The sequence below is a fragment of the Microbacterium sp. cf046 genome (genome assembly GCF_900114345.1).
Taxonomy (GTDB): domain Bacteria; phylum Actinomycetota; class Actinomycetes; order Actinomycetales; family Microbacteriaceae; genus Microbacterium.
In genome coordinates this window covers 879,497-902,359 of the sequence record NZ_FOZJ01000001.1, presented here as the reverse complement: position 1 = coordinate 902,359, position 22,863 = coordinate 879,497, and the positions used below count along the sequence as shown (strand labels likewise).

The following is a 22,863-nucleotide window of genomic DNA, read 5'->3' as shown; positions in this document are numbered from 1 at the left end:
TCAGACTGCCTCGATGATCTCCGACTCGGCCGGCATCCCGTTCTCGACGGTCGCGCCCGTTCGAACGCTGCGGTACGCACGGAACGACATCGGGATGCCGTGGGCCGAGTTCCACTCGACGGAGTCCGTCACCTGGAGGTGGAGGCACGGCTCGGTGCTGTTGCCGGAATTGCCGCATTCGGCGAGCTCCTCGCCGGTCCCGACGACGTCGCCGACGGCCACCTGCGCGGTCCCGCGACGCAGGTGGACCAGCCCCACGAACGGCCCGCTGGGACTGAGGGCGATCACGATGTGGTTGCCCGCGATGGCCCCGATGCCGGCGCGGATGCGCGCCCCCTGGCCGAGCATGTACGGGATGAGGCTCAGCGGCGAGCGGCGCCCGACGTGGTCGGATTCGCCGTCGTGGACCGCCGCGACCGTCCCCGCGACGGGCGCGAGGATCGGGCGGCCGAAACCCGCGAAGGTCTCGGGAGGTTCGGACGAGAGCGCCGCCCGCCATGTGCGCGGTGCGGACAGTCCGTCCTCGCGGACGCCGACGAAGTCGATCGCGTAGGTGATGCCGAACAGATCGGTGCCGTGACTCGGCACCCTCGAGGCGGGACTCATCTCCGCGCGCCACCGACCGCGGAAGGGGAGCTCCAGCATGACCGGCTGCATCAGGTCGCCTCAGCCGCGCAGACTCGCGAGTCCCGCGATGTCATAGGCGAGCTCCACCGCCTCGAAGATCGCCGCGTCGATCGTGCGGGGCGCGAACGCGTCGCCGATGGCGACGATCCGCGGCCCTGCGGCCTCGTCATCGAGTCCGGTGACGCTCACCGGGCTGCGCGGCTCGATCGCGACGATCGCATCCAGCGCCCCGACCACAGTGGTGCGTCCGGTCAGCTGGTCGGTCGCGGTGAGGGCACTGTCGGTCACCTGATCGACGCGATGCGAGACCACGCGATCGAAACCGCCGCCGGCGGTGAGACGCTCGAACAGGAGCGGTCGATCGTAGCCCGCGCCGACATGCGGGAACGCGGTCTCGAACGGCGTGATCAAGGTGAGCTCGTCCACCGCCTCGAGCAGCAGGAGCACGATGCCCGACGCGTAGGCGGTGCCGTCGTCGTCGATCACCGCGATCCTCCGGCCGAGCATCGCCGGATCGGATGCCGCGGCGAACGCGTCCACGGTTCCCAGCGCCGGGAATCCGTCTCGGTACGCCCCGCCGATCGCCAACGAGGTCGACCTCGGCGCGGACGCACCGGTCGCCAGCACGATTCCATCCGGGGAGAGCTCCCGCACAGTCCGGGCCGTCGCCTCCGTCCCGAGCCGCACGTCGACGCCGGCCGCAGTGAGATCACGGTGCAGATCCGCGATCAGCAGGCCGATGCTCTCGCGGCCCGGCACGGCGCGAGCCAGACGCAGCTGGCCGCCGAGCTCGGCATCCCGCTCGAGGAGCGTCACCGCGTGGCCATCCGTCGCGAGTTCGACCGCGGCGCGCATTCCGGCCGGTCCGCCGCCGACCACGATCCAGCGCTGCGGCGCGGCTGTCGCGGGGCGTGGCGCGCGATCCAGCTCACGACCCGCGAGCGGGTTCACGGTGCACGACATCGCGAGGCCGCGACTGCCCCGGCCCAGGCACCCCTGGTTCAGGCGGATGCAGTGCCGGATGTCTCCGCGCCCATCCCGGAGCTTGAGCCCGAGGTCCGGATCGGCGATCTGCGCGCGGGTGAGGGCCACCATGTCGGCGATCCCGTCGCGCACCACCTCTTCGGCCTGCTCGACGCTGATCGCGGCGCCGACTCCGAACACCGGGATGTCGGGGTTGGCGGACTTCGCCGCTGCGACCTCGTCGCGCATCCACGCGTAGGGCATCGCGTCCGACGGGAACACGTAGTGGACGTTGTGGTAGCCGCCCGCGGCCAGATCGAGGAAATCGATGCGGTTCGAGCCGCGGAGCATCGCGATCGCATCGCGGAGGTCGGCGGCATCCATCCCCTGCGGGTGGAACTCGTTCGCCACGATGCGGATGCCGACCACGAAGTCCTCGCCGACCCGCTCGCGCACGGCCGCGAGCACGTCGCGGGCGAATCGCGTGCGGCCGTCGAGGTCTCCGCCGTACGAGTCGCTGCGTGCGTTGTAGAGCGGCGAGAGGAACTGGTGCAGCAGATATCCGTGCGCGATGTGGATCTCGACACCGTCGAAGCCGCCCTCTTGGGCGATCCCGGCGGACGCGGCCCAGGATGCGGTGAACCGGTCGATGTCGGCGACGCTCATCTCACGGGTCGCGTGCGCCGTGGAGGGCGATAATATGCGCGATGGCGCATATACCGCGCGCGGACCGTCCGGGCCGTCTGGTGTGGCCTGCGCGCCGTGGTGGTTCAGCTGGACGAACACGCGCGCGCCGGCCTCGTGGATCGCGTCGGTCATGCGCCGATCGGAGCCGATCGCTTCCGGGCGGAACGCGTCTTCGAAGCCCCGGATCGATCCCGACGGATGCACGAAGTGGTTGCCCGCGACGAACAGGCCGCACCCGCCACGCGCACGGCGGACGAAATAGGCCGTCTCGCGCGCGGACTCGGTGCGGTCCGAGTACTGCTTCGAGTGCGCGGTCTGCATGATGCGATTGGGCACGGTGATGCCGCCGATCCGCAGCGGCGCGAAGAGCGGCGATCCGTGGCTCGTGTCGATGGTCACCGATCTCATCCTGGCCCCAGCCGCACCGCCGGATCCATCCGGCGCGCCCGCGATGACCGGGTGCCCGCGCCTGATCAGAGGCCGACGAGCCGCGAACTGCGGTCCCAGAGCTCACGTGCGAGCTCGGCATCCGCGGCCTGCGGGCTGGTCCCCGCGATCTGCAGCCGCTCGTAGAACTCCCCGGACTCCCAGTCCGCACCCGGCGTCGTCTCGGCGAGCCAGATGAGCGTGATCGCACCCTGGTCGGGCGTGATCAACCCGGCGACGTGACGCAGCGGTGACTGGTAGACCCAGCGCATGAGACTCGTCGACCCGGTCGCGAAACCCGTCGCGACCGGCCCAGGGTGAAACGCCGCCGCGGCCAGGCCGTCGGCATGGAACCGCCGATGCAGCTCCTTCGTGAAGAGGATGTTCGCGAGCTTGGAGTCGCCGTAGGCCTTGCGAGCCGAGAACCTGCGGTCGTTGTTCAGATCGTCGATGTCGATGCGACCCCACAGGCGCGCCGCGACGCTGGAGGTGCTGATCACGCTCGCCCCGCTCGCACGCAGCGTGGGCATCAGCAGGTTCGTCAGCAGGAACGGTGCGAGATGGTTCACCTGAAGGGTCTTCTCGAATCCGTCCCGGGTGCGGTGGCGATCGCCGAAGATGCCACCTGCGTTGTTCACGAGCACGTCGATCGTCGGGCAGGCGGATGCGAGGTCGGAGGCGAGTGCGCGCACCTGGCCGAGATCGGCGAAGTCGGCCGCGAAGTACGGGGACGCCAGCTCCTCGCCGATCCGCCGGGTCTTCTCCGGAGATCTGCCCACGAGCACGAGCGAGTGCCCGCCGGCCCTCAGCCGGCGCGCCGCGGCCGCCCCGATCCCATCGCTCGCACCGGTGATCACGATCGTCTTCGCGTGCGATGCGCTGCTCATCCCTTCGACTCTTGCACGGGATGCCGCCGCCGGGGCCGTCCGGACGACTCGGTTCGTGCGCACGGGAGTCATGGTCCACACGACGAAGGGCCGAGCGCAGTGCGCTCGGCCCTCGCGTCCCTCCCGCCGTTACTGCGGAATCTGCACCACCGCGAAGTCGGTCGTCGCGGCACTGCGGTACGTCAGCAGCAGCCCGGTCTGGGTCGAGGTCGCCGTCGAGCCCGTCGCCTGGACGTTCACCGTCATGCCCGACTTGGCCGGAACCGTCACGGCGCCCGATGACGGCGTGTACTTCGACGCGCCGGCCGTGAACGACTGCCCCTCGATGGCGTCGGTGGCGGCGCCGGTGAAGTAGTTGTCGAAGGCGTACACGCTGTACCCGAACGTCTGACCCTGCGCGATCCCGAGCGCCGCGAGCGGCGCCGTGAAAATCTGCGTCGCCGAGTTGAACCCGCCGTCGACGTAGAAGTAGGCCGTCGACGCCCCGGTGCTGAGGTTCGCCACGTACACCGCGGTCTGCCCGGTCACGGCGAATCCGCCCACTTCGGCGTTGTAGAGCACGTAATCATCCGTGCCGTCGTTGTTCGAGTCGATGTAGACGTCGAACTCGGCCGGGTAGTTCAGCACGGTGCGTCGATCGTACGTGGCGATTGCGAACTGCAGCACGTCCACTGCGGGCTGGCGGACTCCGACCGCGGCGAGGTCGATGATCGCGGCGTTGCTGCCCGGCGATCCGGGCTCGCCCGGCGCCGGATCCGGAAGCTCCGGACTCGTCCCGGTCAGCGCGAAGATCTCCGTCGGTCCGGCGGCGACGAACGACCCGTTCTTGAGCTTCAGGGTGCCCGCGCCGTTCTTCAGCTTGAGCGACGAGGACGTGCTCACGTCAGCCGCCTTCTTCGGCAGCACGGTCCAGCCGAGCTTCACGCTCTCGCTGTCCGAGGTCGCCGTGATCCAGCCGTCGAACTCGGGACCGTTCAGCAGCGAGCCGGTGCCGCCGGTCGCGCCGACCGAGTTGAACGGCCAGTCCGCGAGCTTCGATCCGTCGATCGTCACCTGCACCTTGATCTTCTGGGTCTTCCCCTTCGGCACGACCACCGTGTTCGGCGCGATCTTGATCGAGACCGCCCCGCTGGCCTGGTCTGCCTCCTCGCGGTAGCTCGCCGTGAGGGAGTACTTGCGATTCGCATCGGACGTGTTCGAGAGGGTCAGTTCCACGTCGGTGCTGTACGTCTTCGTCACGGACGGGATGCCGAGCCCGATGTTGCCGCCGACTCCCGGAACCGCCAGGACACCGACGGCGTCCGCGGATGGCGCGACACGCACCTCGCCCGCCCCGATGCGGGAGATCGGGGTCGTGATGAACCCGTCCGCGGTCGGGGTGCGGTTGCTGCTGTCGGCACCGTTGAGCAGACGTGCCTTGATGACTGCCGGAGTCGCGCCCTCGAACTTGTCGAGCAGCAGCGCGGCTGCGCCGGAGACGACCGGAGCCGCACCGGACGTGCCGCCGAAGTTCGTCTCCTCGGTCGCAGTGCCCGTCTCTGCCGAGAGCCAGGCACCCGGGGCTCCGATGTCGGGCTTGGCCCGGTGGTCGCCGACGGTCGTTCCGCGACTGGACGTGCCGACCATGGTGTTGGTCAGTGAGATCGCCTGAGCGGGATCGATCGTGACGCTGGTCGCCCCGGAGGCGATGAGGGCGTTCCCGTCCGCCTGCGAGATGCTGAACGTCGGGACGGTCACCGGCACGGTGCTGCCGAAGCTGAAGCTCGGCGGGTCACCCGGTGCGTTGTTGTAGATGATGACCGCCACGGCGCCCCCACCCTGGGCGAACACCGCCTTGTCGGAGACGTTGCACGATCCGCGCGAGACGAGCGCGACGGCCCCGGCGGGGAAGCCCGCGAAGTCAGCCGGACTGCAGCCGAGGATGCCTGCCGGACGTGCCAATGCGCTCGTGATCGGCGCGGTGGGCGCCGGCGACCACGACTGGAGCACTGCGTTGGTGATCGTGGGACCGGCATCCGGCTGGATCACCCACTGCAGGTCATCCGGCAGTGACGTCTGGGCGACGCTGATCACGCCGGGGGCGGTCGAGGGCGAACCGACGATGAACGGGCGGTCGGCGGAGTTGCCCGCCGACACGACCACGACCACGCCCGCGTTCACGAGGTTGTTCGCAGCCAGCGAGGAGTCGTCCTGCTCCTGCCCGTACGACGAGCCGAGGGACATGTTGACCACATCGACGGCGTCCGAGATGTCGCCGTCGCCGTTCGGGTCGAGCGCCCAGTCCATGCCGAGCAGCATCGCGACGCCGTTGCACGAAGTGGAGACCGCCGAGCAGACCTTGACCGCGTACAGGTCGACTCCCGGAGCGATTCCCAAGTGGGTGCCATCGGCGCTGCGACCGCCGATGATGTCGGCGACATGCGAGCCGTGGCCCGCATCGCTGCCCGCATCGATCGGGTTCGGATCCTCGAGGCGGGCACCAGTCGGCCACGTCTCGCCGACGAAGTCGTACCCGCCCTTCACCTTCGGCGCACTGTCGCCGAAGAGCGTCGCGCACACGCCCGCGACCGCGGCCGCGGCTCCGGCGAAGCACTCGTCGGTCACGGCCTGATCACCGGGTCCGCCGAGGTTGAAGTGGGTGAAGTCGATGCCCGAGTCGAGCACCGCGACCTTCACGCCGGTGCCGTCGAATCCTGCCTCGTGCAGCGGCCGGGCCTGTACGTAGTCGATCGCCTGGGCGAGGCTGCCGGACTGCACAGCGTCGTCCTGGGTCGTCGCGTGGGTCTCGTACGTGCGGATCGGCGTCACAGAGATGACGTTGGGAAGCGCCGCGATCTCTTCGAGCTGTCCTGCGTCCGCCGACACGGCGACGAGGTTGGCCGCGAGATCCGTGCGGCCCAGCTCGGTCGCGCCGAGGTCGCTCGCCTCGGTCACGAACTCGTCCTGCTGAGCCGTGACCTTGTCCTTCTTCGCCTTCTGGTCGGCCTTGCCGGGCACGGTGCCCTCGGCGACGGCGCCCTCGGGCACGGTCTCCGCGATCGTGGGCTCGGCGAGGCGCACTGTCACCTCGACGGTGCCGCTCGCCCGCTTCAGGCTGTCCGCGAGCCCTCGCGGCTCAGGCGGCGTCCAGTCGCCGCCGTCACTCGTCACCTCATCGGGGAGCGTCGGCGGCGAAACCGGATCGGCAGCCCATGCGGCGGACGAGCCGAACACGAGTGCGGGGACCGCGACAGCGGCGACGAGGCCGGTGACGAGGGTGCGAAGGCGACGATTCATGACACTCCTGGGGGGATGTGAGGTCCTGACGACGCATGTCGGACGTCTCGGTCCGTCACACGGCTGAAAGCCAGCGGGGTCGAGTCTATGGATCGCATGTGCGTCCGGCAACGGTGTTGCCGGGCGCGCTCGTGTCCTGCTATACGGCGAGCGTGTCGAGGATCTCGGTGAGGGTTTCGAACGTCGTGAGCGGGCTGATGATCGCGAACCGCAGCACGGTTTCACTCGCGTGCGAGCTCGGCACCACGAACGCCTTCTGCTCCTCCAGCAATCGGTTCGACCACGATTGATAGTCCGCGGCCGTCCATCCCTCCCGCCGGAACACGACCACCGACAGCTGGGGATCCCGCACGAGCGACAGGCCCTCGCGTGCCGTGATCTCGTCGGCGATGCGCTGCGCCAGCAGGATGCCGCTGTCCACGGCTGCGCGGTAGTGCTCGGTGCCGTGGGTCGCGAGGGAGAACCACAGCGGCAGCCCTCGCGCCCGTCGCGTCAGCTGCACGGCCAGATCGGACGGGTTCCAGTCCGCGGACTCCGTGAGAGTGTCGAGGTACTCGGCCTTCTGCGTGTGCGCGGCCAGGGCGACCGTCGGGTCGCGGTAGATCAGGGCGCACGCGTCGAACGGCGCGAACAGCCATTTGTGCGGGTCGACGATGACGGAGTCGGCCTCGCCGACACCCTCGAACACCGGCCGCATCCGATCGACCAGCATCGCCGCGAGCCCGTAGGCGCCGTCGATGTGGAGCCACACGTCGCGGCCGCGGGTCGCCGCGGCGATCGAGGCGATATGGTCCACGATCCCGAAGTTCGTGGTGCCTCCGGTCGCGACGACCGCGAAGACCGCGGCGCCGTGTTCGTCGAGGGCGGCGGTCACCGCGTCGCCGTGAAGCCGACCCCCGGCATCCGGAGTCGCGGTGACGACATCGACGTCCATCACCGCCGCCGCCGAGGCGATCGAGGAGTGCGCCTCGGCGCTGCAGACGATGATCCAGCGGGCAGGGTCGACGCGGCCCGCCGCCCGGTTGCGGCGACGGGCGACGTCGCGTGCCGCCACGAGGGCCGAGAGGTTGCCGATCGTGCCGCCCTGGACGAACACTCCACCGGCGCCCTCGGGCAGTCCGAACTCGGCGGCGAGCCAGTGCAGCACCTCGTTCTCTGCGAACACCGCGCCGGCGCCTTCCATCCACGAGCCGGCGTAGATGGCGGATGCCGATACGACCACGTCGAAGGCGAGTGCGGCCTTTGTCGGCGCCGACGGGATGAACGAGAGATAGCCCGGGTGGTCGGTGGAGATGCACGCCGGGGCGAGCACGTTCTCGAACAGGCCGATCGCCCGACGAGCGCCGATGCCGTCGGCGGTGATCGAGCCGGATGCCAAGCGCTCGAGGTCGCGGGGCGACATCGCCTTGTCGAGAGGGACGTTCTGGAACAGCGCGCGGCGGCGCGCGTAGTGCAGGACCTCGTCGACGGTGTCACGGGTGTCTTCCGAGATCGCGTGCATGTGGTCGGGCTGATACGCGTGGGTCATGGTGTTCTCCTGTTCGCGGACGCTGGGCTCGGGCCGCCGCGATCGACTCCCTGACAGTCTGGCCGCTGGCGGCGGCGTCGGCGAGTCCCTCTGCGCGCCCGCGGACTCCTGCTCAGTCCCCGAGCGTCCGGGCGAGCCATCCATCACGTGCCGCCGCTGCGGCTCTGGAGATCCGCGCATCGGGTGCGAAGTTCTCGAATCCGTGGAAGCCGCCGGGCCACACGTGCAGCTCCGCGACGCCGCCGCACGCCCAGATGCGCGACGCGTACGACACCGCCTCGTCGCGGAAGACCTCCGCGCTTCCGACGGAGATGAACGCGGGGGGAAGCCCCGCGAGGTCTTCGACACGGCCGGGCGCGGCCGATGCAGCCACATCGTCGCCGCCGCGCCGCGCTCCGAGGAGGGCGGTCCATCCGGTGTCGTTGCTCGACCGGTCCCACACTCCGATTCCGTCGATCTGGTGCGCGGAGACGGTGTCGTTGCGATCGTCGAGCATCGGGCTGACCAGCACCTGGGCGGCGATCGCGGGTCCGCCGCGGTCGCGTGCGAGCAGCGCGACACCGGCTGCGAGCCCTGCTCCGGCGCTCTGACCCGCCACGATGAGTCGAGCCGGATCGACGCCGAGCTCGGCGGCGTTCTTCGCCACCCACTGCACTGCGGCGAAGCAGTCCTCGACCGGTACCGGGTCCGGATGCTCGGGGGCGAGGCGGTACTCGACCGTCACGACGACGACGCCATGGCTCTGGATGAACGGCAGATAGGCGCCCACGCCGCCGAATCGGTTCCCGAAGATCATGCCGCCGCCGTGGAGGTACACGATGGCCGGGCCCGGCGTGCGCTGCGGCCCGCGGATGACCGACACCGCGACGTCGGCGCCCGCGTACCCGGCGATCGTGCGCTCGTCGCGCACGGCGCCGACCTGCTCGATGAGGCCTCCGACGGACGGATCGGCGGGAATCGCGCGGAACCCTTCGATCATCGGCGCCGTGATGGTCGGTGGAACCTTGTCGGCGAGCGCGGCCAGGACGCCTTCGAGCTCAGGATCGAAGGGCGGGCCGACGGGGATCGGCACCGCTACGGACCGGTTGATTCCGCAGGCGCCGAGGCCTCCGGCGCGGCCGCAGCGGCCTTGGCCTTCCCGTTCGCTGCGCCGTTGCCGTTGCCGTTCGCTGCGCCGTTCCCGTTCGCCGCGCCGTTGCCGTCCGCTGCGCCGCTCGCGCTCACGTTTCCGTTGGCTGCACCGTTCGCGTTGCCGTTCCCGTTTCCGTTGGCTGCACCGTTCGCGTTGCCGTTCCCGTTTCCGCCCGCGTTCCCGTCGGCAGCACCGTTCGCGTTGCCGTTCCCGTTTCCGCCCGCGTTCCCGTCGTCAGCACCGTTCGCGTTGCCGTTCCGCCCCGCGTTCGCGTTGCTGTTCGCGTTTGCGTTCCCGTTGCCCGTCGTGGCGGCGTTCGGATTGGCGTTGGCGTTCGTGGTCGCCTTCGGTGTTGCGCTCGCGCCGGACTCGACCACCTTCTTCGCAGGGCCCGATCCGTTGGCGCTGGAGTTCGTGTCGGCGTTGGCATTTGCGTTCGCATTGCCGTTGGCGTTCGCATTCGCGTTTCCGGAACCGTTGCCGGAGTTGTTCGCCGAGCCGGTTCCGCTGCTGTTCGCGTTGCCGGCGCCGTTGCCGTTGCCTGAGCCGTTCGCGTCGTCGTTCGCGTTCGCGTTCGCATTGCCGTTCGCCGCGCCCTCCGCGCTCGCGTGCGGGTTCGCGTTGCCGCTCGGCTGGGCGCGGCCGTTGCCGCTCCCGTCCCAGAAGTCGGAGCTGTCGTCGGTGCCCGCGATGCCGGAATCCGAGTCGCCATCAGGAGCGGTCGAGGCCCCGCCACCGTTCGCCGGCCCATCCGACGCTCCGGCGACGTCGACGGGTTCGGACTCCGGAGAGTCCAGGGATCCGGATCCGGCGTCCGCATCCGAACTGGTCGAATGGCTGACGGAAGGCGCGTGCTGCGAAGCTTCGATGAGCATCTGGGTCGGCGGCACCATCATGGTCGCCACGAGGGCGCACGCCGCCACCTTGCCGACGACCGACAGCGCCGCCGCGCCACCCGCGCTCGTCCCGCCCACCGAGGCGAGCAGGGCGGTCGGAGGCGCGATCGAGGATGCCGATGCGACGGCGATCGATCCGGCGCCGAGCTTCGAGACGTATGCCGCGACACCGCCTCCGGCGCCGAGCTTCGAGACGTATGCCGCGACACCGCCTCCGGCGGCGAGGACGGGCAGCAGGACGAGGGCGAGACGCCCGGGGGTCAGGAGTTCGGAGAGCTCACCGACGACCGAGGTGCAGTGTGCGCAGCCGTTGAGGTGGTGCTCGACGCGGAGGCGATCGCGGCGCGACAGCCCCTGACGCGAGTACGCGCCGAGCAGCGGCGTGATGGCTTCGCATCCGCGGTCGAGGTCGGAGTGGCTGCTGATGTGCTCCTGCAGCCAGGCCGTCCGCAGGGCCTCGCGTGCGCGGAACGAGAGCGCCGAGACGGCATTCGCGTTCATGCCGAGCAGCGATGCCGTGTGATCGCGGGTGTAGCCCTCGACCTCGGTGTACCAGAGCACCTCCTGCCAGCGCGCCGGCAGGGAGAGGAAGGCACGGGCGGTCACGGATCCGTCGAAGCTGCGCATCGAGGCGACATCGGCTCCCCGGTCGCCGATGATGTCTTCGATCGCATCGCCCGCGGGCGCCGTGCGGCGGGATCTGACCATGGACACGTACGTGTTCCGCACGGCCGAGCGGATGTAGTACCGGAAGTCCTCTTCCGGCCCGCGGCCGGCCTTGATCGCGGCGTAGACCTTGAGGAACGCCTCGGACACCACGTCGTCGGCATCCGACATCGTCAGGGTCTTGGCGTATTTGAGCGCGCTGACGGAATGCCGCGCCCAGAGCGCCGCGTACGCACGCCGCGACCCGTCACGGGTCGCGCGAACCAGCTCGGCGTCGCTCAGCTCCCCAAAACCGGTTCGAACATGCGACGACCCCAAATCGTCAGCCATTGAGCATGCATATCATGCGCGGGGCGCCAAAGGAAGCGAGAGATACCCAACCGCAACGGGAAATAAAGTAAGGGCCGGCGCTGACTTCTGGGGATGAAACCAAGCAGCGTCGGCCCAGGCGCTGTTGGGGCAGCACCGTGAAGCATTCAGTTCTCTACTTCACACTCCTAGGACGCCGGTTCGCGGAATCCATTACGCGGATTCGCAGAAAGTTTTTTGTCGACTTCGCCGGCCGCCGTTCGACGCCGCTTGTGAACCGGCATCCGCCGGTCGCGAGAGGAGTCCCGCCATGAGCACGAACCCGCAGACGCCCCAGTCCGAGTTGCCGCTCCCGCAGATCGTCAGCAGATCCGAATGGCAGGACCGTCGGGACGAGCTGCTGATCCGGGAGAAGCTGCATACTCGAGCCGGCGATGCGCTCGCCGCTGAGCGCCGCCGCCTGCCGATGACACCGGTCGACCCGGTGACCCTGATCGGCGCGGACGGGCCGACGTCGCTGCAGGTCGTGTTCGAGGACCGGCCGGTCCTGCTCGCATACGCGTTCATGTGGCACGACGGCTGTTCGATCGCACGGCAGTGCGAGGGATGCACGTTCACGATCGCCGACATCGCCCAAGCCGCACCGCTCTACCTCGCCGAGCGCGACGTGACGTTCGCGGTCTTGTGCGAAGGCGCGTGGGAGGACATCGCGGAGTATCGAGAGTTCCTGGGCTGGAACATGCCCTGGTACTCGACCCGGTCCGTCCAGGACAACCCGGCCGTGGCCGGGGGCGGCATCATGCGCGCGTACCTCCGCGACGGCGAAGACGTGTATCTCACGTACGAGACGACTGACCGCGGAACCGAGGCGTTCTCACCCACGCTGCACCTGCTCGACCTGACGGCGTACGGGCGGAAGGAGGAGTGGGAGGACTCGCCGGCCGGGTGGCCGCAGGATCGGACCGGCGCGTGGTGGCGCAGGGGCGGGCGGCCGGTGCTCCAGTGGCTGAGAACGGACACCCCGGCGGACTAGGGCTCGAGGATCCGCTCCAGCAGAGCCAGGCTCTTCGCGATGTCGACGGTCGGCTCGAGCAGCCACTGCACCTGCAGGCCGTCGGATGCGGCGATGACGAGTGCCGCCATCGAAGCGGGGTCGATGCCGCGTCGGATCGATCCATCATCCTGGCCGATCCGGATCAGCTCCTCGAGCTGTGCGCGGATCCTCGCGAAGCGTGCGGAGAAGAACTCGCGTGAGTACTCCTTGTCGGCTTCGAGCGAGCCGGCCAGCAGCATCGTGTACAGCGCGACGAAGCCGGGGATCGTGACGTTGCGCTCGGCGGCGCGCACCATCATGCCGACGACCTCGCCCTTGTCGCGCGGATCGCTGCGTCGTCGCTCCCCCTCGCGCAGGACCTCGACCAGGAGTTCCTCCCGTGAGCCGAAGTAGTGCAGGAGAGCGGCATGCGAGACGCCGATCTTCTCTGCGATCGCCCGGAGGGAGGTTCCCTCGGCACCCTTGTCGGCGAACACCTCGATCGCCCGGTCCAGGATCTCCTGGCGCCGCGCCACTCCCTTCGCGTACGACCTCGGGCGGTTCGGCACCGGCGCATCGCCGGTCGGCTCATCCGCCGGAGCAGGGGAGGTGACGGCCATGCCGAAAGCCTATCAAGATAAAACCTCCACATGGTGGTTTTTCGTGGTACCGTTCCCATATCGCAATGACGCCATCAGAAAGCAGGACACGAAATGACCACCCCGGCGATCTCCATCCAGCTCTGGACAGTGAGAGACGAACTGACAGCCGACCTGGATGGCACGCTCGCCAAACTGAGCGCCATCGGATTCGCGAATGTGGAGGCCTTCGGCTTCGTCTCGCGCGCCGATGAGCTCGCCGCCGCGTTCGCGCGCCACGGCGTCTCCTCCCCGACCGGCCACGCATCGCTCGCATCCGGCACCGAGAACCCGTTCGACTCGTCGATCGCCGTTCCGACCCCGGATGAGGTCTTCGCCGCGGCGCAGAAGCTCGGCATGACGACGGTTTTCGACCCCTTCGTCGCGCCCGACCGCTGGGAGAGCGTCGAGGAGATCACCAAGACGGTCGAAGCGCTCAACTCGGCAGCCGTGATCGGAGCGGGCTACGGCATCTCGGTGGGCTATCACAATCACAACCAGGAATTCCTGACCGAGATCGAAGGCCGCTACCCGCTGGAGATCTTCGCGGAGCTGCTCGACCCGGGCGTGTCCCTCGAACTGGACCTGTACTGGGCATCGGCCGGCGGCGCCGACGTCGTCGCACTGCTCGAGCGCCTCGGCGACAAGGTGACCGCGCTGCACGTGAAGGACGGCACGCTCGAGCCGCTGCCGTCGCTCGGCGCGATCCCCACCGATCAGGTCCCCGCGGGGGAAGGCGTGGTCGCACTCGCCGACGCATTGGATGCCGCGCACAGCGCGCAGTACGCGATCGTCGAGTTCGACCACTACCCCGGCGACATCTGGCAGGGTGTCCGGACCGGCTACGAGTTCCTCGCAGCGCGGGGTCTCGCCTGATGGCCGAGTTCGCGCCGCGCGGCACCGGCCCGGTCGGCATCGGCTTCGTCGGGGTGGGCGTCATCAGCGACACCTACCTCGAGAACCTGAACAGCTTCCCCGATGTCGAGGTGCTGATCCTCGGCGACCTCCTCACCGATCGCGCCGCCTCGCAGGCGCAGAAGCACGGCATCCCGGCATCCGGAACTACCGCCGACGTCCTGGCGCACCCGGGAGTCGAGCTCGTCGTCAACCTGACCGTCCCGGCGGTGCACGTCGAGATCTCGTCGCAGGCGATCTCGGCAGGCAAGCACGTCTGGAGTGAGAAGCCGATCGGCATCGACCGGGCGAGCGCGCGAGCGCTCCTCGACCAGGCGGATGCCGCCGGCCTGAGACTCGGCATCGCACCGGACACGGTGCTCGGCCCCGGGATCCAGTCCGCGAAGCGCGCGATCGAGCGCGGCGACATCGGCCGCCCGCTGTTCGCGCAGACCAGCATGCAGTACCAGGGCCCCGAGGTCTTCCACCCGAACCCCGCGTTCCTGTTCGCCCACGGCGCCGGACCCCTGTTCGACATGGGCCCGTACTACTTCACGATGCTCGTGAGCATCCTGGGTCCGGTCGCCGCGGTCGCCGCGCTCGGACTGAAGGCGACGGAGCAGCGCGAGATCCTGGTCGGCCCTGACGCCGGCAAGACCTTCCCGGTCGAGGTCCCGTCGAGCATCAACGTGCTGGCCAGCTTCGAGCACGGCGCTCAGTCGCAGTCGCTGCTGAGCTTCGACTCACCGCTTCGCCGCCAGGGCTTCGTCGAGATCTCGGGCACGGAAGGGACGATCGTGCTTCCCGACCCCAACATGTTCACCGGGCGCACTGCGATCACCCGCCCGTTCAGCCACCGCGGCAGCGACCCGGGCATCACAGCCGGGGCCGAGCAGCCGTGGGAGGACGTTGCAGAGGAAGGCGTCGTCGTCGGTCGTGGCCTCGGCGTCCTCGACATGGCGCGCGCCATCCGCAGCGGCCGCCCGCACCGCGCCACCGGCGAACTCGGCTACCACGTGCTCGACACGATGGTGTCGGCTCAGGAGTCGGCGGCACGGGGCGAGTTCATAGCGGTCGAGAGCACGGTCGAGAAGATCGAGGCGGTGCCGGTCGACTTCGACCCGTTCGCGCGAACGCTCTAGCCCACACGAGGAACGGCCGGACCCCATGCGGGTCCGGCCGTTCGTGTCGGTGCTAGACGGCCGATGCGGCGTCGCGCTTGGGCAGGACCCAGCCCGGACGCACGAAGTGGCACGTGTAGCCGTGCGGGATCCGCACGAGGTAGTCCTGGTGCTCGGGCTCGGCCTCCCAGAACGGCCCGGCGGGCTCGATCGTGGTGACGGCCTTCTTCGGCCACAGACCGGACGCGTCCACGTCGGCGATCGTGTCGCGGGCGACCCGCTCCTGCTCGGCATCCAGCGGGAAGATCGCCGAGCGGTAGCTCGACCCGATGTCGTTGCCCTGACGGTTCAGGGTCGACGGGTCGTGGATCTGGAAGAAGAACGCGAGGATGTCGCGATACGTCGTCTTGGTCGGATCGAAGACGATCTCGACCGCCTCGGCGTGGCCGGTGTGGTTGCGGTACGTCGCGTGGTCCTTGGTTCCGCCGGTGTAGCCCACGCGAGTGTCCAGGACGCCGGGCTGCTTGCGGATGAGGTCCTCGACGCCCCAGAAGCAGCCGCCGGCGAGCACGGCAGTCTCGGTGCCCGCAGTGCGGGTGATCTCACCCTTGTCGAATGGTCCACTGGTCATGATGCGTTCTCCTTGCTGTTTGCTGAGCCGGTCGAAGGGTCGGTGTCCTCGAAGAGCCCGCGGTAGTCACCGTAGCCCTGCTCCTCGAGCTGTGCGACGGGCACGAAGCGCAGTGCCGCCGAGTTCATGCAGTAGCGCATGCCGCCGGCCTCTCGCGGTCCGTCGTCGAAGACGTGGCCCAGGTGGCTGTCGGCACCCGATGAACGCACCTCAGTGCGCCGCATCCAGAGCTTGCCGTCGACCTTCTCGGTGACGGCGTCGGCGGCGAGCGGCTTGGTGAAGCTGGGCCACCCCGTCCCGCTGTCGTACTTGTCGGTCGATGAGAAGAGCGGCTGCCCTGACACGACATCGACGTAGATGCCGGCCTCGTGGTTGTTCCAGTACTCGTTGCGGAACGGCGGCTCGGTGCCGTCGTCCTGAGTGACGCGATACTGCGCGGGCGTGAGGCGGCTGAGCGCATCGGCCGTCGCGCGATAGTCCTGTGACATCTTCTTCCTCCTCGTGAGCCACGAATGGCGTCACGTTCCTCCTCGGATGACGCGGCTGGCTGCAGCGTCATAGAGAAGAACGGATGCCGCATCCGATTTGGTCCCGCGAAGCTGAGAGCGGGCCGTGAATTCTCGGCCGCCGGTGGGAATGCCCATCGGCCGGATCGACTTGTCGCTCCTATGGCGGGCGAGGACAATGCTGGTAGATGACTGAGCTGACGATCATTCAGCGATCGCCCGATCCCGAGCAGGTCGCAGCACAGTCGCGCACTCGGCGCTCGATCGCCGAGAAGATCCGGGCGATGGGGCAGAACCGGATCGGTGCGCTGATCCTCCTGATCGCGACGGCCGCGGCGATCATCTGGGCGAACGTGTCGATCGGCTCGTACGAGACGTTCTGGGAGACCCACCTCACGGTCGGCGTGGGCGATCTGCAGCTCGACTTCACCCTCCACGCCCTCGTGAACGACGCTCTGATGGCGATCTTCTTCTTCACGGTCGGTCTCGAGGTGCGCCGCGAGTTCGCCATCGGCGAGCTGACGAGCTGGTCGCGCGCGGTCGTGCCCGTGGTCGCGGCGATCGCCGGGCTCGCGATCCCCGCGCTGCTGTTCGTGCTGATCGCAGCCGGGTCGGGCCACGAGTACGCGTGGGGAATCGTCATCTCGACCGACACCGCGTTCCTCGTCGGCGCGCTGGCGCTCATCGGTCCGCGCGTCCCGGGCCGGCTGCGCGTGTTCCTCCTGGCTCTCGCAGTGGTGGACGACATCGGAGCGCTCAGCATCATCGCGCTCGTCTACACCGAGAACTTCAATCCGATGCCGCTGCTGATCGCGGCGGCCGGCCTCACCGGCGTGTACTTCACGCGCTACCTGCGCGGGGGTCGCGGGCCGGTCTACGCGACCCTCTCGATCATCGTGTGGCTCGCATTCCTCGCCTCGGGCGTGCACCCGACGCTCGCCGGCGTCGCGATCGCGCTCCTCGTGCCCGTCTACCGGCCCGACCGCCGCGACGTGGAGCACGCCCTCGACCTGGCCCGGACATTCCGCCAGTCGCCGAACACCGAGTACGCGCGCGCCGCGGCGAACAGCCTCCGCGAGTCGATCTCGATCAACGAGCGGCTGCAGTCGGCCTACGCGCCCTACGTCGCATACGTGATCCTGCCGCTGTTCGCCCTGGCCAACGCGGGGGTCGTGATCAGTCCGGAGATCCTGGCCGGGGCGATGACCTCCGCGCTCACATGGGGCATCGTCGTGGGCCTGGTGGTCGGCAAGTTCATCGGCGTGTTCGGCTCGGCCGCGGTCCTGCGCGTGCTGAAGATCGGCGAGTTCGGCCCTGGCCTCACGCTCGACCGCATCGCGGGGGGCGCCGCCCTCTGCGGCATCGGCTTCACGATCTCGCTCTTCATCGTCGACCTCGCGATCGACGACCCGGCGGCCCAGAACCAGGCGCGCGTGGGCGTGCTCGCGGCATCCGTCATCGCTTTCCTCGTCTCGACGGTGATCTTCCGCATCTCCGACGTCGTCCGCCCCGACCTCGAATCCGGCCAGACGCTGATGCGCCCGGTCGACGCGAAGCGCGACCACGTGTTCGGCAGCGAAAACGCCCCGTACACGATCGTCGAGTACGGCGACTTCCAGTGCGGATTCTGCCTCAAGGCATCCGGCTCGATCCAGGAGGTCAAGGAGGAGCTCGGCGACGACCTGCGGTACGTGTGGCGGCACGCGCCGCTGACGCAGTACCACCCGAACGCACTGGCGGGCGCAGAAGCCGCGGAGGCGGCATCCCTGCAGGGCAAGTTCTTCGAGTTCGAGCGCGGCCTGTTCACCGATCAGGAGAACCAGCGACCCTCCGACATCATCCGCCTCGCGCGTGAGCTCGGTCTCGACATCGAGAAGTTCGAACGCGATCTGACTTCTCCCGAGGTCACCGGCCGGGTGCGCGACGACATGCTGGATGCCGAGGCGATGAACATCACGTCGGTGCCGACTCTCTTCATCAACGGTCGCCGCCACACGGGTCCATACGATTCGCAGTCGCTCATCAGAGCGCTGTCGCAGCCCGACCAGGGCACGGCGACCGCCACCCTGACCACGCCGACGCTCTAAGAGGAAGCCTCCCCCGATGGGAAACCACGAACTCGACCTTGTGCAGCGACCGGAACTCACCGACGCCCAGTGGGAGCGGCTGTGCTCGTTCGGAACCCCGGAGGAGGTCGCGGTCGGGGACTACGTGTTCCGGTCGGGCGATCGAGACTACGACCTGATCCTGGTCGACACCGGCGAGGTCGAGGTCGTCCGCGATTCCCTCTGGTGGATCGAGGAGGCGGTGCTGGTGCGGATGGGTCCTCGCTCGTTCGTCGGCGAGCTCGGCCTGCTCAACGGCCAGGGCGCGTTCCTGTCCGCGCGCGTCACGGAAGCAGGCAGGATGCTGCGCGTCACCCGCGCCGAGCTGCGCAAGCTCATGGCCGAGGACGACGAGCTGTGCGACATCATCCTGCACTCGCTGTGGGCGCGTCGCGAGTCGCTGCGGAAGGGCCCCGCCGCGCTGACCCTGAAATTCGTCGGGACGACGTCCTCTCGCGACTTCCTCTCGCTCCGCCGGTTCGCCGAGCGACTCGACCTGGTGCACGCTGCCGTCGAGCTTCCGCCCGGCGACCTCGGCTCTCTGACGGGGCACGACATCACCGTCGACGACCTCCCCGTGGCGTTCATCCAGGGCGAGCCGATCCTCCGGGCGACTCCGGGCATGGTCGCCGAGAGACTCGGGCTGAGCTACCAGGCCAACGGCGACGAGGTGGTGGATCTCGTGGTCGTGGGCGGTGGGCCGGCCGGGCTGGCCGCGGCGATCTACGGTGCGTCCGAAGGACTCAGCACAGTACTGCTCGACGCCGTCGCGCCCGGCGGCCAGGCGGCCGCGACCTCGCGCATCGAGAACTTCCTCGGCTTCCCGTTCGGCGTCAGCGGCGGCGATCTGATCGGGCAGGCATCGCTGCAGGCGCTCAAGTTCGGTGTGCGCGTCTACGCGCCGTGCGAGGCGGTGAAGCTCGAACCCGTCGACGACCTGCTCGATGTCACCCTCACCGACGGACGCATCATCCGCACCCGGACGGCGATCGTCACATCCGGCGCCGCATACCGGACCCTCGACCTCGATCGCTGGTCGGACTTCGAGCGCGCAGGCATCTACTACGCCGCGACCCAGCTCGAGCTGCGCCAGGTGATGGACTCCCCCGTCGTCGTGGTGGGCGGAGCGAACTCTGCGGGTCAGGCGTCGCTGTACCTCGCGGCGAACGGCTGCCCGGTGCGACTCGTCGTGCGCGGTTCGGACCTCGGCACGCGGATGTCGTCGTACCTCGTCGACCGACTTCTCGAGGACCCGCGCGTGGAGGTCCACACCGGGTCCCGCGTCACCGGTCTGGACGGCGGGCACTCCCTCGAACGGGTCAGCATCGACAGCGTCGGCACCGTCGACGCGCGGGGTCTGTTCTGCTTCATCGGCGCCGAGCCGGCGACGTCGTGGCTCGACGGCCTCGACCGTGATGCGGACGGATTCCTGCGCACGGGCACCGACATCGCGGCGCAGTCGCTCGCGCAGTGGCAGATGCTCGGCCGCGAGCCGCTCCCCTTCGAGACATCGGTGCCGCGCATCTTCGCCGCCGGCGACGTGCGCCGCGGATCGATGAAGCGCGTCGCCGCGGCCGTCGGCGAAGGCTCCAGCGCCGTCGCCTCGGTGCACCGCGCCCTGGCCGGCTGACCGCGAGCGCCTCCCCTTCCTCTCGAACCCATCCCGTCCCTTCGAACCCACACGTCGAACGGCCGTTCTCTGCATGGTCTCGCGACGAGCGCATGGGTTCGGGATCAAACGCGCTCTGCGGGCGCATGTTTCCGCGCGTAACGCGCGATGCGAAGCGGATGCCGATGCCCGCATAGTCTCCGTGCATGACACAGAACGGCCCGCTCGGCTTCGCGACCCGGCAGATCCATGCCGGCGCGGAGCTCGATGACTCGCACCGCCCGCGCGCGACCCCGATCTACCTGACGGCCGGGTTCGTGTTCGACGACTTCGAGCAGGCGAACGAGCGTTTCGTGCAGTCCGACGACGGCTACAGCTACACGCGGGTCGGCAACCCGACGAACACCGCGGTCGAGCGGCGCATCGCCGACCTCGAGGGCGGCATCGGAGCACTCCTCGTCGGCAGCGGGCAGGCAGCCGTGTCGACTGCAGTGCTGGCGCTCGCCGGCGCCGGAGACCACCTGGTATCGGCGGCGAGCATCTATGAGGGCTCGCGCGAGCTGTTCCGCGACAACTTCGCGCGACTCGGGATCACGACCTCCTTCGTGACCGAGGCGAACGACCCGGCGTCGTGGGAGGCCGCGATCCGACCCGAGACGCGGGCACTGTTCGCGGAGTCCATCCCGAACCCGAAGAACGACGTCCTCGACATCCGCGCCGTGGCCGAGGTCGCGCGCCGCCACGGCCTGCCGCTCATCATCGACAACACGCTCGCGACGCCGTACCTGCTGCGGCCGATCGAGCATGGCGCGGATATCGTCGTCCACTCCGCGAGCAAGTTCCTCGCGGGCCACGGCACCGTCCTGGGCGGGGTGATCGTCGATGCGGGCCGGATCGACTGGTCCGCCGCACCGGATCGCTACCCGCATCTCGCGCAGAACGTCGGGTCGGACGGGCGCACGTTCGCCGAGCGGTCGGGGCGTGCGGCATTCCTCGCGTACGCGCGATCGGTCATCGCGCTGCGACAGGGTCCATCGCCGTCGCCGTTCAACGCCTTCTTCATCCTCCAGGGCATCGAGACGCTCTCGCTTCGCGTGCAGCGGCACTCCGAGTCGGCACGGCGCATCGCGGCCTGGCTCGAAGCGCACCCCGCGGTCGAGTCGGTCGACTACAGCGGGCTCGCCTCCAGCCCGTACCACGCGCTCGCTCAGCAGTACCTGCCGCGCGGGCAGGGATCGGTCTTCGCGTTCACACTCCGGGGTGGCCGGGATGCCGCGAAGACGTTCACCGATTCGCTGCACCTTTTCACCCGCATGACCCACCTCGGCGATGTGCGCTCGCTCGTGCTGCATCCCGCATCGACGACCCACGTGAACCGCACCGAGGACGAGCGCGTCGCGGCAGGGGTGGGGCAGGGGCTGCTTCGGGTCTCGATCGGCCTGGAGGATGCCGACGACCTCATCGCAGATCTCGATCATGCTCTGGCTGCCGTGCAGGCGGCGGAACTCCTCGAAAGGGCCGGCATCGTATGAGCAAGCAGCAGCACTTCGGCTGGTTCCTCTCGCGGGGCTTCGGCCCGCACGGCTGGGCGCGGCCGTACTACGAGTGGAATTACCCCTGGCAGAAGCCCGGCCTCTACCAGGAGGGCGCGCGCACCCTCGAGCAGGCCGGGTTCGACTTCGTCCTGATCGAAGACGCCCTCTCGGTCGGCATCAGTCCCGAGACGCTCGATCTGCGCGTGCGGAAGGCATACGGCGGTCCCAAGCACGACCCGTGGACGCTCGCCCCCTACCTGTTCGCAGCCACCGAGCACCTCGGCGTGATCCCGACGGCGAACCCCGCGGGTTGGCATCCGTACACCGCGGCGCGGCAGTTCGCTTCGCTGCAGCATCTGTCCGGCGGCCGAGTCGGCCTGAACGTCGTGACCGATGTCGGCTCCGCCCACCACTTCGGCCAGGAGCGCCTGTCGCACGACGCCGCATACGACCGCGCGCAGGAGTGGCTCGACGCGCTCCGCCTGCTGTGGCGCAGCTGGGACGAGGGCGCCCTCATCGCCGATCCGGAGACCCAGATCTATGCCGACGGCTCGAAGATCCGCGCTGTCGAGCACCGCGGAAGGTACTGGTCGTTCGACGGCCCGCTCAACGCGGAGCCGCTTCCGTCGGAGCCGGTCATCGCCTCTCCCGGCGGCTCGCCGCGCGGCATCCGCTTCGCCGGGGAGAACTCGGACATCCAGCTCGCCCTCTCCAACCTCGATGTCGACGCCGTCCGCGCCTACCGCGAGCGCGTCCGTGCCGACGCGGTCGCACACGGCCGCGATCCGGACACGATCAAGACGATGTTCGTCTTCAAGCCGATCGTCGCGTCGTCGGTCGAGGAAGCCGACCGCATCGTGGCCGCATCCGCCGATCCCGACGAAGCCGCGCTGCTCGCGGTGGCAGAGGCCTGGTCGAGCGACCTCGAGACCGACCTGACGACGCTGGATCTCGATCGGCCGCTGGATCCGGCGATCTTCGGCGAGCATGTGTCGCAGGGCACGATCAAGGGCCTGCGCGGTCGCTTCGACTCGTTCGCGGACGTGCCGTTCCGGCAGATCCTCGCCGGCAAGGCCAGGCTCGGCCGTATCGGCGACGGCATCAGCGGCACGGTGGGAACCGCCGAAGAGCTCGCAGATCTGGTCCAGGCTCTGGGGGACGACGCCGACAACGACGGCCTCATCTTCTCCGGCGACCTTCACCCGGTCACCCTTCACCACGCGCTCGACGAGCTTGTGCCCATCCTGCGTCGGCGCGGCATCCTGCGTTCGGAGTTCGTGCCCGGAGGGCTGCAGGCGAACCTCTCCTCGTTCTAGCCCGATCCCGCCTCGGGGGGGGTATCACCGGAGCGGGCAGTCGCTCTACCCTGCGAGTGGGCTCGGTTCGGCGAGCCC

Annotated in this window: 17 protein-coding genes; 7 read left to right on the top strand and 10 right to left on the bottom strand. The window is 69.2% G+C overall.

Annotated features, from left to right (window positions below; all coding sequences use genetic code 11):
* From BM349_RS04160 to BM349_RS04130, 7 genes are all read right to left on the bottom strand, one after another.
* A complete protein-coding gene (locus tag BM349_RS04160; protein ID WP_254773723.1) occupies window positions 1-645 on the bottom strand; it encodes a M23 family metallopeptidase in 645 nt (214 codons plus the stop codon).
* Between the two features lie 21 nt (window positions 646-666).
* Window positions 667-2,676, bottom strand: coding sequence for an oxidoreductase (locus BM349_RS04155; protein ID WP_254773722.1), 2,010 nt, complete (start codon window positions 2,674-2,676; stop codon window positions 667-669).
* 74 nt (window positions 2,677-2,750) lie between these two features.
* Window positions 2,751-3,590, bottom strand: a complete 840-nt coding sequence (locus tag BM349_RS04150; protein ID WP_091703292.1) for an SDR family NAD(P)-dependent oxidoreductase — start codon at window positions 3,588-3,590, stop codon at window positions 2,751-2,753.
* A gap of 129 nt (window positions 3,591-3,719) precedes the next feature.
* Window positions 3,720-6,866: a S8 family serine peptidase gene (locus tag BM349_RS04145; protein ID WP_091703288.1), complete on the bottom strand. Its 3,147-nt coding sequence runs from the start codon at window positions 6,864-6,866 to the stop codon at window positions 3,720-3,722.
* A 139-nt stretch (window positions 6,867-7,005) separates the two neighbouring features.
* Window positions 7,006-8,394 carry a pyridoxal phosphate-dependent decarboxylase family protein gene (locus BM349_RS04140; RefSeq protein ID WP_091703284.1) on the bottom strand — a complete coding sequence of 463 codons (1,389 nt, stop codon included), beginning with the start codon at window positions 8,392-8,394 and terminating at the stop codon, window positions 7,006-7,008.
* A 112-nt stretch (window positions 8,395-8,506) separates the two neighbouring features.
* A complete protein-coding gene (locus BM349_RS04135; RefSeq protein WP_254773721.1) occupies window positions 8,507-9,466 on the bottom strand; it encodes an alpha/beta hydrolase in 960 nt (319 codons plus the stop codon).
* 2 nt (window positions 9,467-9,468) lie between these two features.
* Window positions 9,469-11,418, bottom strand: a complete 1,950-nt coding sequence (locus tag BM349_RS04130) for a sigma-70 family RNA polymerase sigma factor (protein WP_091703280.1) — start codon at window positions 11,416-11,418, stop codon at window positions 9,469-9,471.
* A gap of 289 nt (window positions 11,419-11,707) precedes the next feature.
* Between BM349_RS04130 and BM349_RS04125 the strand changes: the two genes are divergently transcribed.
* Window positions 11,708-12,430, top strand: a complete 723-nt coding sequence (locus BM349_RS04125) for a DUF899 family protein (RefSeq protein WP_091703277.1) — start codon at window positions 11,708-11,710, stop codon at window positions 12,428-12,430.
* Here BM349_RS04125 and BM349_RS04120 read toward each other — a convergent pair.
* On the bottom strand, window positions 12,427-13,050 hold the full coding sequence (locus BM349_RS04120; RefSeq protein WP_091703273.1) for a TetR/AcrR family transcriptional regulator: 624 nt from the start codon (window positions 13,048-13,050) through the stop codon (window positions 12,427-12,429). The two genes, BM349_RS04125 and BM349_RS04120, sit on opposite strands and share 4 nt — an antisense overlap.
* A gap of 93 nt (window positions 13,051-13,143) precedes the next feature.
* On the opposite strand from BM349_RS04120, the gene BM349_RS04115 reads away from it, so the two are divergent.
* Together BM349_RS04115 and BM349_RS04110 are read left to right on the top strand one after the other, a co-directional pair.
* Window positions 13,144-13,944 carry a sugar phosphate isomerase/epimerase family protein gene (locus BM349_RS04115; RefSeq protein ID WP_091703270.1) on the top strand — a complete coding sequence of 267 codons (801 nt, stop codon included), beginning with the start codon at window positions 13,144-13,146 and terminating at the stop codon, window positions 13,942-13,944.
* A complete protein-coding gene (locus tag BM349_RS04110) occupies window positions 13,944-15,104 on the top strand; it encodes a Gfo/Idh/MocA family protein (protein ID WP_091703266.1) in 1,161 nt (386 codons plus the stop codon). The genes BM349_RS04115 and BM349_RS04110 overlap by 1 nt, the downstream gene beginning before the upstream one ends.
* Window positions 15,105-15,156: 52 nt before the next feature.
* Here BM349_RS04110 and msrA read toward each other — a convergent pair whose 3' ends face one another.
* Together msrA and msrB are read right to left on the bottom strand one after the other, a co-directional pair.
* Complete coding sequence (msrA, locus tag BM349_RS04105) at window positions 15,157-15,714, bottom strand: peptide-methionine (S)-S-oxide reductase MsrA (protein ID WP_091703264.1); 558 nt, start codon at window positions 15,712-15,714, stop codon at window positions 15,157-15,159.
* The gene (gene msrB / locus BM349_RS04100; RefSeq protein ID WP_091703261.1) at window positions 15,711-16,202 is read right to left on the bottom strand and encodes a peptide-methionine (R)-S-oxide reductase MsrB; all 492 of its coding nucleotides are present in this window, start codon (window positions 16,200-16,202) and stop codon (window positions 15,711-15,713) included. The genes msrA and msrB overlap by 4 nt, the downstream gene beginning before the upstream one ends.
* A gap of 206 nt (window positions 16,203-16,408) precedes the next feature.
* On the opposite strand from msrB, the gene nhaA reads away from it, so the two are divergent.
* From nhaA to BM349_RS04080, 4 genes are all read left to right on the top strand, one after another.
* Window positions 16,409-18,307 carry a Na+/H+ antiporter NhaA gene (nhaA, locus tag BM349_RS04095; protein WP_091703258.1) on the top strand — a complete coding sequence of 633 codons (1,899 nt, stop codon included), beginning with the start codon at window positions 16,409-16,411 and terminating at the stop codon, window positions 18,305-18,307.
* A gap of 16 nt (window positions 18,308-18,323) precedes the next feature.
* Window positions 18,324-19,955, top strand: a complete 1,632-nt coding sequence (locus tag BM349_RS04090; protein ID WP_091703255.1) for an FAD-dependent oxidoreductase — start codon at window positions 18,324-18,326, stop codon at window positions 19,953-19,955.
* A 185-nt stretch (window positions 19,956-20,140) separates the two neighbouring features.
* The gene (locus tag BM349_RS04085; protein ID WP_091703252.1) at window positions 20,141-21,466 is read left to right on the top strand and encodes an O-acetylhomoserine aminocarboxypropyltransferase/cysteine synthase family protein; all 1,326 of its coding nucleotides are present in this window, start codon (window positions 20,141-20,143) and stop codon (window positions 21,464-21,466) included.
* The gene (locus tag BM349_RS04080; RefSeq protein WP_091703249.1) at window positions 21,463-22,785 is read left to right on the top strand and encodes an LLM class flavin-dependent oxidoreductase; all 1,323 of its coding nucleotides are present in this window, start codon (window positions 21,463-21,465) and stop codon (window positions 22,783-22,785) included. Before BM349_RS04085 ends, BM349_RS04080 begins: the two co-directional genes overlap by 4 nt.
* Window positions 22,786-22,863: the final 78 nt, after the last annotated feature.

Excerpts from the sequence above, each read along its gene's own strand:
- BM349_RS04090 (WP_091703255.1), top strand. The coding sequence starts at position 18,324 with ATGGGAAACCACGAACTCGACCTTGTGCAGCGACCGGAACTCACCGAC.
- BM349_RS04160 (WP_254773723.1), bottom strand. The coding sequence starts at position 645 with ATGCTGGAGCTCCCCTTCCGCGGTCGGTGGCGCGCGGAGATGAGTCCC.
- BM349_RS04145 (WP_091703288.1), bottom strand. The coding sequence starts at position 6,866 with ATGAATCGTCGCCTTCGCACCCTCGTCACCGGCCTCGTCGCCGCTGTC.
- BM349_RS04150 (WP_091703292.1), bottom strand. The coding sequence starts at position 3,590 with ATGAGCAGCGCATCGCACGCGAAGACGATCGTGATCACCGGTGCGAGC.
- BM349_RS04085 (WP_091703252.1), top strand. The coding sequence starts at position 20,141 with ATGACACAGAACGGCCCGCTCGGCTTCGCGACCCGGCAGATCCATGCC.
- BM349_RS04130 (WP_091703280.1), bottom strand. The coding sequence starts at position 11,418 with ATGGCTGACGATTTGGGGTCGTCGCATGTTCGAACCGGTTTTGGGGAG.
- BM349_RS04110 (WP_091703266.1), top strand. The coding sequence starts at position 13,944 with ATGGCCGAGTTCGCGCCGCGCGGCACCGGCCCGGTCGGCATCGGCTTC.
- BM349_RS04140 (WP_091703284.1), bottom strand. The coding sequence starts at position 8,394 with ATGACCCACGCGTATCAGCCCGACCACATGCACGCGATCTCGGAAGAC.
- BM349_RS04080 (WP_091703249.1), top strand. The coding sequence starts at position 21,463 with ATGAGCAAGCAGCAGCACTTCGGCTGGTTCCTCTCGCGGGGCTTCGGC.
- BM349_RS04125 (WP_091703277.1), top strand. The coding sequence starts at position 11,708 with ATGAGCACGAACCCGCAGACGCCCCAGTCCGAGTTGCCGCTCCCGCAG.
- msrB (WP_091703261.1), bottom strand. The coding sequence starts at position 16,202 with ATGTCACAGGACTATCGCGCGACGGCCGATGCGCTCAGCCGCCTCACG.
- nhaA (WP_091703258.1), top strand. The coding sequence starts at position 16,409 with ATGACTGAGCTGACGATCATTCAGCGATCGCCCGATCCCGAGCAGGTC.
- msrA (WP_091703264.1), bottom strand. The coding sequence starts at position 15,714 with ATGACCAGTGGACCATTCGACAAGGGTGAGATCACCCGCACTGCGGGC.
- BM349_RS04115 (WP_091703270.1), top strand. The coding sequence starts at position 13,144 with ATGACCACCCCGGCGATCTCCATCCAGCTCTGGACAGTGAGAGACGAA.
- BM349_RS04120 (WP_091703273.1), bottom strand. The coding sequence starts at position 13,050 with ATGGCCGTCACCTCCCCTGCTCCGGCGGATGAGCCGACCGGCGATGCG.